Below are 10068 nucleotides of genomic sequence, written 5' to 3' on the forward strand. Positions count from 1 at the left end.
CTAGAGGTATCCTTCGAAAACATGGCAATATGTCCTCTCCAACGGTACTTTATGTATTGGAAGATTTCATGAAGCTAGATTGCCATGTTGGAGATAAAGGACTCTTAACAGCCCTCGGACCTGGATTTAGTGGTGAGCTTATTTTGCTCGAATGGCAATAATAATGACACTTTTCATTTGTGTAGTTGGATTTATTATCTTTCAGCGAATTTTAGAATTATTGGTGGCCCGAAATAACGAAAAATGGATAAAATCCAAAGGTGGTTATGAAGTAGGTGCCAATCACTACCCTTATATGGTGGCTATTCATATTGGGTTTTTTATTAGTTTAATCATAGAATTTATGGTTTTCAAACAAGCTGTGTCCCGCTTTTGGTTACTTTTGTTTGTGGTATTTATAAGTTTACAAATAATGAGAGTCTGGGTCATTGCATCCCTCGGTCGTTTTTGGAATACGAAAATACTCGTTTTACCAGGAGCACATGTGGTGAAAAAAGGACCATTTCACTTCATACGACATCCTAATTACGTTGTGGTAACAAGCGAAATCATTATCATTCCATTGATGTTTGAGGCGTATTTCACAGCAATCGTCTTTACCTTATTGAATATAATTATTTTAAGTGTACGGATACCAAAAGAAGAAGCAGCGTTACGTGAAGTGACTGATTATAAAGAAGTTTTTTGAGTTTTTTAGTTTGGCGTAACCTTTTCCTTCGAGTAAAAACGATCTTGTTGTCTTTTTAGGGAGGATTGGTGTCGTTCTCCAGGCGAATGGTCGGAAACCTTCAATGAGTGGATGGAAACATCAGTTGAATGGTCGAAAACCTCCAACTAATGGTCAGAAACTAATGTGAGGGATGAAACCCATAATTGAGTAGTCAAAAAGCAGAGGGTTACTATTTTGACAAAGAAAAACGAGTAGCATCTCCCGCTACTCGTTTTTTCTAATTATTTTTCAAAGACAATATCTCCTGCAATAATCGTTTTCACCACTTGTGCATTAAGTAGTTGTTCGTCTGGTCCTTCAAACAAATCACGATCAAACACGGTAAAGTCTGCATCAAAATCGATATCAATGTAGCCTCGTTCATGTTCCTTACAAATAGCTTGCGCACTGCCTATCGTGTATAGAGCAATTGCTTCAAAACGAGATAATTTCTCTTCAGGTTGATAGCCATCGTGTGTTTCTTCAGGTTTTTTTCTGGTCACCGCTGCATATAAACCAAGGCGCGGATCCACTTCTTCTATTGGCGAGTCAGAGCCACCACTTAGCATCATGCCCCGATTCGTTAGTTTTTTCCATGCATATGCCCAGTCCATTCGTGCATTTCCAAGTCGTTCTTTTACCCACGGAAAATCGGAAGTTACAAAGCTAGGTTGAATATCGAGTACCACATCTAGTTTTTCCATCCTTGTTACTAATTCTTCTCTCAACACATTTGCATGAATGAGACGATCTCGTTTACCTGTAGGAACAGAATGTGTTTCAATTGCCTCTACGATCATTTCCATACCTAAATCACCTATGGCATGAACTGCTACCGCTTCACCATAAGAACGTGCTTTTGCTACTAATGCATTCAGATCTTCTTGCGAGTGAATGGATACCCCCTGTGTTGTTGGATCATCAGCATATGGTTCACTAAGCAACGCTGTACGTCCTCCAAGAGCGCCATCAATAAATATTTTCATAGCCCCCGGTTCAATCCAAGGTTCATCATAATTCGCTTCAGCTTTCATTTCATCAAACACAGTATGATGACGTAACAAATTAACACGGAACTTCCGACTTTCACCAATAACCTCTTTAAATGCTTGAAGTGGTTTTGAATACTTCCCGTAATAACTCATATCTTCTGTATGAACGCCAGTAAATCCGCGCGATTGTAAATCATTAACTGCGGCTTCTAAGGAAATGACCAATTGATTGATAGAAACTTCAGGAATATGCTTTTCAATAATAGCTTTTGCCCCATCTAATAAATAACCCGTAGGCTCCCCACTGTCGTCTCTTACAATGACACCGTCATCTGGGTCAGGGGTATCTCTTGTTATTCCAGCTATTTGGAGTGCCGCAGAATTCACAATCATGGCATGTCGACAAACTCTTTTTAACGCAAGAGGACCAGAAGATAACTTGTCTAATTCATATCGAGAAAGGATTTTTTGATCAGCAAAGTTATTTTCATTCCATCCTTCGGCTACAAACCATTCACCACTTGGATGATTGTTAAGAAGTAATTGTAAGTCTGCAGTCATTTTTTCTGCAGAAGTATATGTAGAAAGATCAATTTGACGCAATTTATCTCCATGTCCAATCAAATGGATATGACTATCGACAAAGCCTGGATAGACAAATGAGCCCTGTAGATCGATACATTGATCAGCTTGCTTTTTTAGATCTTCAAATAACCCAATTTCAATAATCTTGCCATTTCCCACTAATACAGCTTCCACTGTATCGTTGATACTTTTCATCGTATAAAATGTTGCATGATGATAACAAACTTTTGTCATGTAGGCACCCCCATCTCTACTCATCATAAAACAAAAACCGTCTCATTCACAATGGAATGATGACGGTTTTTGTTTATTCGTTTGATTGTGCAGCTAATTCAACTGCTCTTGCAACTACTTGATGAACAGTTGGGTCTAAAGGATTTGGAATTAAATCACCTGGCTTCGTGTGATTTGCGATAGCAGTGCTGCTGCGGCAACAAACATCGGATAGGTAATATCATTAACACCTGCATTTAATGCTCCACGGAAAATTCCTGGAAAACCCAGTGCATTATTAACTGATCGGCCATCTGCTGCAAACAAGTGCATTTAACCAAAATAAAAAGACTCTTTTAGAGAGCCTTCAATTATTAAAGCGTATTAAAATTTATTCCAACATTTTATCTATTACATCAGTATCGCGATTTAATTCAGGACTATCTTCCAGTGAATCATTTGAGGTAGTTGTTGTTGACTCAGGTGATCCCGATGTCTTGAGCATTGGTTCTTGTTTTGGTGGTAAATCATTAGTCACGGGTATTATTGGTTCTTCTACTTCTAATACTGATTTTGTACCCGATGAAGAAACATCTGGTTTGCTTTTAGTAGCACTTTTATAATTAATGAGGCCAGCAACAGCTAACTTCACTTGCTCATCCCGAAATTGATTGATTGTCGCTTCCATGTTTTCCTGTGATTCTATTATGAAAAATTCAACTTGCTTGAAGGTTTTCCAAACATCAATTGCAGATGTATACCCTAACTCAATAGTTTGCGTTTGTAGTGAATCAATATTCCGAACAGTGGATTTGGTATCAAAACCACCCGTCCCGAAAATAGACCCTGCACTAAAAAATATAAAAGATAAAATAATAATGTTTAGAACTTTTTTCATGATTTATCACACCTTTCCAGCAACTATAACCATTCTCTCCAAATCTATATGTATTTATAACTGAATTTGAATGATGAAAAAAGACCTTTATCTCAGAAACTTTCATAACTTCTTATTATGATTTTTCCCACCTTGTTATCATTATCAAAATAAAAAAGGCCCTTTTTGAGAGCCTTCAAGTAATCCAATGTATAAATCCTACTCCACTCCTACTTTTTCATCCTCAACATCCGTATTACGATTTGCTTGAGGACTATCAATAATTGCATCAGATGAAGCAGGATCAGAATTTGGTTCAGTGATTGGTTCKGTTACTGTTACTGGTTCTGGTGTTGGTTCGGCAACTGGTGGTTGCACTGGTTCTGTTACAGGCTCTGGAACTGGTACTGCAACTGGTGGTTCGATTACAGGTTCTGGAACTGGTTCAGTAACTGTTGGTGGTTCTGGTGTTTGTTTTGGTTTTGAGTTTTCTTTTGGTTTTTCGGGTTTTGGTTTTGGAGTCGCTGGTGAGATTTTTACTGCATCCATATTTTTGATAGCATTTGCAATAATTGCGTTTAATTCATTAGTAACTTTCGCTTTTTCAGCACTGTTATCTATGTTTATTTTAGCTATTAATTCTTCTGCATATTTATTTAAAGAAGCAATGCGTGCGTTCTTTTCTGCAACTGTGAATGTATCTAATTCATGTTCGGCAGCTTGCATTTCTGCTTTCAAAGCTTCTTTCAATTCCAGCTTAAGTAATTCTTTTTCTGCCGTAATTGCTTTATCTATTTCTTGAATAGATGCTGATTGTTTACCGTTAAACCAGTTAGTCAGCAAGCTACTGATGTCTTGATCAGCATTAACAGTAGTTACACCGCTACCAATGCTAACACTTATAATCAGAGCACCAAATACCTGAAGCAGTCTCCGTTTTTTCTTTTGTTTTTTGTATCTATCACTTCTACTTAACATACTAATTCCTCCATTGAAAAGAATAAGGACCTCGAACTACGAGGTCCCTATTGATGATTAAAAGTGATAATTAAATGCCGTCAACTACGCCTTGTAATTCTGCTTTAGCTGCAGTTTCTAGCTCAAGTGCTTTTGCGTCAATAAGAAGTTTTTGAGCAGCAACTAAAGCATCACGTTTAGCCGTGATTTTGCCACGAAGTTCAACAATTTTAGCATCAATGGCAGCTATAATATCAGCTGTAGTAGCAGCTTCTTTTGTATCTAATTGAGCTTGAAGTTCATTTTTTGCATCAGTGATAGCTTGTTGTAATTCAGCAACTGCTTCATCTGTATCAGTGTCAAGTTTTGAAGTCAAGCTAGTAAGTGCTGCATTACCTTTTTCTCCTGTGAAAGTAGTTAAATCATTATTTGCATATCCCAATGCTGCACTTCCAGCTTGGTTAATTAATCCGTTTGCCGCAAATTTAAGTGCTGCAAACTGACCATTCATATAACCTTCAATTTGAGTTTGTTTCGCATTAATAGCATCGATGTGTTCTTGAGTTTCTGTTTCAATTTTACCACTTGCTGTATTAGTTGCATTAGTTCCATCAGTACTAATACTTGTTCCTGCAGCTGTTTTTAAGCCTTCGTATTCAGTAGCTAAACCATTAATTCTTCCTGATACATTACTTTCCACATTTCCTACAATGTCTGAAGTAGCTTCTCCAAATTGACCAGCGTACCAATTTTGCAATTTTGTTCCCGCATTCGAACTCGCAAATGCTGCTCCAGCGCTTGATAATAAAACTACTGATACTGTTCCTGCGATTACTTTACCTTTGATTGTTTTTAACATTTAAATGTCCCCTTTGTGGTTTTGTTTTTTGGATGAATTTTCATCTATAGAGAAATTCATTTTATTGTTCACTTAATACTTCTTCCAAGATATTTTCGATATCTTGTTCGATTTCTTCTTCAACTTCGGCTTTTTCAGCGTAATCGTCAAAGTTTTCTTTTTCCAACTCAGTAACTGTAGTATCGATTTGATTCTCAATGTCATTTTGATAATCAACGATTTCAGCTACCACTTTTTTAACTTGTTCATCACGAAAACTTTCTATGATAGAACCTATAGTTTCTTTAGTTCCTTCAACAAACACGTTTGCATTTCTTATAGTTTTAAAGATTCCTGTTGCTGTTGCAGTACCTAACTCACTACTTTTCTTCTGAAATGAATTTTCATACCAATTAGAGAGGTTGGCTGCTGAGTCGACATTTGCATAAATCGATCCTGCTCCTATTAAAAAGGTGAACGTAAGAATAATGCCAAAAATCTTTTTTATGGTTACCATTCCTTTCCAACTGTTATAAATATTCTCTATCAGAAAAGAGATAGGAATTGTTGCATCCGCAACAATATTTACATCAGTTGTATTTTCCGCTTAAATCAACCTGAGCCTCTTCTAAAACGTCTGCGATTACTAGTTTAATCACTGGTAAAATTAACCCGAATTGAATACTCTATTCATTTTTCCTCTCCTTCGGGGCTCACGGCCAAAATTTTTATAGTAAAAGCACAATGTGCTTTATACCTAAATTCACAATTCTTTTATTGCTCATTTTTCATCTCATTAGGCTCATYAAATGAATCGAGATCTGGAGATTCTTTTCGAGTAGTTTTTTAAATATCTGTTGATTCAAGATACCTAAAATAGATGACTTTATGTTTAAATGAATAATGTTACGATAGTTCTTTTTAACTTTGTTATAAAAAACAAATTTTAAAAAACCTGAATTAGTGAATCGTTTTTCCTACTAATTCAATGTAAATCATTTACTTTTCTTAGTACATAGGAGGTTATGTAAGCTTCTGTCGAATAAATTACTTTTTTTGGGAGAAATCGTCGAATATTAAGAAGAGATACTAATATCTCTCCAAAAGAGCTATTTCACATTGGGAAATGTTTAATATTCCTGAGACACCTAATCCCTTTTTTCAAAAGATTATTTCCCTTTTGGTAATAACAACAAAAAGAGCCTATTTCACAAATGTGAAATTAGGCTCTTTTTACGAGTAAATATTACCTTTTTATAGCTCCTGTCTCAATGCTTGAATAACATCAATCTTCGTAGCTTTCCTAGCTGGCCTCCATCCTGAAATCATCGCCACTCCTATACTTATAAAGGATGCAATAGCCACAAGTTGCCATGGGATTAATGAAATTGTCACACTGATGTCTTCCATTCCTTCTTCTGCTACGATGTTCATGACGATTTCTGGGATGATCCAATTCGCTAAATAACTGATACCATAGGACAAAGTAACAGCAATTATTGTTCCTAATACACCAATCCATGTACTTTCTATCAAAAATAATCGTTGAATGAGTTTGGGATTCGCTCCAATTGCTTTCATAACACCAATTTCTCGTGTTCTTTCTGTAACGGCCATTGTCATCGTGTTAAAAATACCTATTGATGAGATGAGTACTGCAATGGTTCCAACAAATAACAATCCTGCCTTTAGTGCAGTAAAGAATAAGTCCATCGTTTCCATTTCTTCTGTTATTGAATACACATTATAGCCATCATTTTTCAATGTATCCGTAATTGCCCCTACATGTTGAATATCATCTGCGTATACGTACACTTCGAAATAACTTTCTTCCGCAGGTACTTCTGGTTGTGTAAACTCTTGAAATTCAGTGCGGTAGGATTCATCTATTAATACACGAAGATCCATCATCCAATCTTTGGCCGGCTCCTTCGCAACTCCTGTTACTACAAAATCCCATACCTTTGGGTCACTTTTTTCTTCAGTCAACGGCGTGAGTTCTAATGAAATTGTTTTACCAATCATACTTTCTGTATATCCGGTAGGAATTTCATCTTCAGACTGTGAGGCTAATTCAGTTTCAGCTTCTGTCAATAATTTTTGAGCAAAGTGATAGCCAATGACAATTTCATTCGGTTTTGTTGGCATCTCACCTTCAGATAAAGCCAAATTTGCTTTTTCTTCTTCTTTTAGGTTTGTTAATTGGACGTCCCCTTGGCCTGTCCGGTCATTCATTGAAATGGAGGTAACACCATCAACGTATGACCGACTTACCACCGCCTTGACGTTTTCAAGTTCGCTCATCTTTTGTTGATCGGCTGTTGTAATTTGGGAATCGCCATCTTCCCTGCCAAAAATCCTTACCTCTGTAAGGAGTTGATTAGACATCATTTCATCTGTCATTGTTTTATGTAGTCCAAATCCAACAGATGCTAAAACGATTAAAAATGCACATCCCATCGTAGCTGCAAGAACAGTCATAAATACACGTAATTTATTCTTCTTCATATGCTGACGAATAAAGTCAATTTGGTCTCTAAACGACATGTAACACACCTCCATTTACTAATGCGCCATCGTGGAGACGATACTTTCTATGCGCAATATTCGCTACTTCATCGTCATGAGTAATAATGACAAATGTTAATCCAAGAGACTCATTGAGCGATTGAATTAACAAAAGAATTTCTTGCTCTGTCTCAGAATCTAAACTACCTGTCGGCTCATCTGCTAAAATAATCGGCGAATTCGTAACTAGTGCCCTTGCAATGCTTACTCGTTGTTGCTGACCTCCAGATAATTCATTTGGATAATGATCTGCGACTTGAGTTAATCCCACTTTTTTCACTAATGCTTCCACATTAATTTGACGTTCTTTTTTGGGCACCCCTTTTAATTTCAAAGGAAGTTCAATATTTTCAAAGGCCGTTAAACCAGGCATTAATTGAAAGTTTTGAAAGATAAATCCGAAATGATTTAAGCGGAAAGCAGCGTGYTCACTCTCAGACAAAAGTGCGGTTTCTTGATTGGCTACTTGAATTGATCCTGATTCCGGTTTCATAAATCCTGCTAATACATGGAGCAAAGTAGACTTTCCAGAGCCACTTTTACCAACAATTGAAACAATTTGCCCTTTTTCAATTTCAAGTGACACATTTTTTAATACAGGTACCCGTTTTTCTTTTCCTCTTTTTCCAATCGAAAATGTATGGCATAAATCTCTTATTTGAATCATTCATTTTCTCTCCCCTCAAGTATTCTTAGTGTAACCAATAAGTCTGAAGGAAAAGGTAGGAAAATAATGAAGATATTCTTAAGGAAATTAAAAAACGATGACTGCAGAAATCTAAAGTCATCGTTTTTATTTCTTATGTAGGGTTTTAAGGTTTTAAATCCAAGTATTACTTAGACGATAAACGCCAATCCACAAGAAACGATTGCAATATCCTTAAAAATAATGAAGATACAGATACCCGCAAGTATGTTGAGAATAGATAGTTTTCAGTAAAAGTGTACAAAACAAAAAAATATATGTTTTCCTTCGATATTTATTTTTTATATTTAAAGCTATTTACCCAAAAATCAGCGGTTTTGATTCCAAGTCTTGTAGGATTGAAAACTGGATCTTTTCCTTTCCTTTTTTGCTCTTCGTAGTCTTTTAACGCAACAAGTGCCGGTTTCGCTAAAAGCAAAAGTGCTACAGAATTCAGCAGAACCATAATACCTAAACCTACATCACCGAGCGCCCAAGCAAGATCTGCACTTCGAATCGCTCCATAAAATGAAGAAGATAACAGAATAACTTTTAATAAAAAAACGGCAATTTTATAAGGTATACCTTTTACTAAATAAGCTACATTCACTTCAGCAATGTAATAGCAGGCCATAATTGCGGGGAATCCAAAAAAGAATAGTGCAATCGCTACGAAGCCAGCCCCTTTTCCAGGTATGACAAAATCTATTGCTTCTTGGGTGTATCCTGGACCTGCATCAACACCTGGTAAGTTTTCAACTATGAACATACTGCCACTGCCATCGGGTTGAACATTATACATACCTGTAAGTAAAATCATTAAAGCTGTAGCCGTGCATATAAACAGCGTATCTATATACACAGAGAATGCTTGAACAAGTCCTTGCTTTACCGGATGAGACACCTCCGCAGCTGCGGCAGCGTGTGCTCCAGTTCCTTGACCCGCCTCGTTAGAGTATATGCTTCGTTTGACTCCCCAAACAATTGCCGACCCCATCATTCCACCGTAAGTGGCGTCTAAGTTAAAAGCACTTCGAAGGATTAGCATTAATACATCTGGTAATTCTGCAATGTGAAAGATAATAATTCCAATTGAAAAAACCATATAAATGATTCCCATAAAAGGCACTACTATTTGAGCCACATGTGCAATCCGTTTAACACCACCAATTATAATAAATCCAAGAATGACTGTAATAGCAGTACCCGTTACCCATGGTTGCAAACTAAATGCATTTTCCATCCCAACTGCAATCGCATTCGATTGAGTCCCAGGTAACAAAAAAGCTGTAGCGGCAATAGTGGCAATCGCAAATATATTCCCATACCATTTTAAACCGATCCCTTTTTCTATGTAGTAGGCTGGACCTCCACGATATTGCCCATTTTGCTTCACTTTATAAATCTGAGCCAGTGTTGATTCTATAAATGCGCTAGAAGCCCCAATAAATGCAATGGCACACATCCAAAAAATTGCCCCTGGACCTCCGAATGCGATTGCAGTTGCTGTACCCGCTATATTTCCTGTCCCAATTCGTCCTGACAAAGCCATTGAAAATGCTTGGAATGAAGAAACGCCGGCATCTGATTTTTCACCTTTAAACATGTGAGCGATCATGTCTTTTAACAATCGTACTTGAAGGA

At 36.9% G+C, this 10068-nt stretch carries 9 protein-coding genes and 2 pseudogenes; 2 read left to right on the forward strand and 9 right to left on the reverse strand.

Features of this window, described 5'->3' with window-relative positions; all coding sequences use genetic code 11:
* A pseudogene (locus tag AC1DOS_RS14245) lies at positions 1-161 on the forward strand (type III polyketide synthase); the annotation flags it as partial.
* Positions 162-163: 2 nt separating this feature from the next.
* Positions 164-688 (forward strand): isoprenylcysteine carboxyl methyltransferase family protein, encoded by a 525-nt coding sequence (locus AC1DOS_RS14250; protein WP_477538023.1) that lies wholly within the window; start codon positions 164-166, stop codon positions 686-688.
* A gap of 263 nt (positions 689-951) precedes the next feature.
* On the opposite strand, the gene AC1DOS_RS14255 is transcribed toward AC1DOS_RS14250, so the two are convergent.
* From AC1DOS_RS14255 to AC1DOS_RS14295, 9 genes and pseudogenes are all read right to left on the reverse strand, one after another.
* A complete protein-coding gene (locus AC1DOS_RS14255; RefSeq protein WP_477538024.1) occupies positions 952-2520 on the reverse strand; it encodes an amidohydrolase in 1569 nt (522 codons plus the stop codon).
* 73 nt (positions 2521-2593) lie between these two features.
* Positions 2594-2823, reverse strand: a pseudogene (locus AC1DOS_RS14260) (malic enzyme-like NAD(P)-binding protein); the annotation flags it as partial.
* A 67-nt stretch (positions 2824-2890) separates the two neighbouring features.
* Positions 2891-3397, reverse strand: coding sequence for a hypothetical protein (locus AC1DOS_RS14265; RefSeq protein ID WP_477538025.1), 507 nt, complete (start codon positions 3395-3397; stop codon positions 2891-2893).
* 198 nt (positions 3398-3595) lie between these two features.
* On the reverse strand, positions 3596-4354 hold the full coding sequence (locus AC1DOS_RS14270) for a hypothetical protein (protein WP_477538026.1): 759 nt from the start codon (positions 4352-4354) through the stop codon (positions 3596-3598).
* Between the two features lie 70 nt (positions 4355-4424).
* Positions 4425-5192: a hypothetical protein gene (locus AC1DOS_RS14275; protein WP_477538027.1), complete on the reverse strand. Its 768-nt coding sequence runs from the start codon at positions 5190-5192 to the stop codon at positions 4425-4427.
* A gap of 61 nt (positions 5193-5253) precedes the next feature.
* A complete protein-coding gene (locus AC1DOS_RS14280; RefSeq protein ID WP_477538028.1) occupies positions 5254-5688 on the reverse strand; it encodes a hypothetical protein in 435 nt (144 codons plus the stop codon).
* A 737-nt stretch (positions 5689-6425) separates the two neighbouring features.
* Positions 6426-7718 carry an ABC transporter permease gene (locus AC1DOS_RS14285; protein WP_477538029.1) on the reverse strand — a complete coding sequence of 431 codons (1293 nt, stop codon included), beginning with the start codon at positions 7716-7718 and terminating at the stop codon, positions 6426-6428.
* Positions 7708-8406, reverse strand: a complete 699-nt coding sequence (locus AC1DOS_RS14290) for an ABC transporter ATP-binding protein (RefSeq protein WP_477538030.1) — start codon at positions 8404-8406, stop codon at positions 7708-7710. Before AC1DOS_RS14290 ends, AC1DOS_RS14285 begins: the two co-directional genes overlap by 11 nt.
* Positions 8407-8719: 313 nt before the next feature.
* The coding region (locus tag AC1DOS_RS14295; RefSeq protein ID WP_477538031.1) for an alanine/glycine:cation symporter family protein at positions 8720-10068 on the reverse strand (1349 nt) is incomplete at its 5' end.

This window comes from Paenisporosarcina sp. P5_A11, from assembly GCF_056400705.1.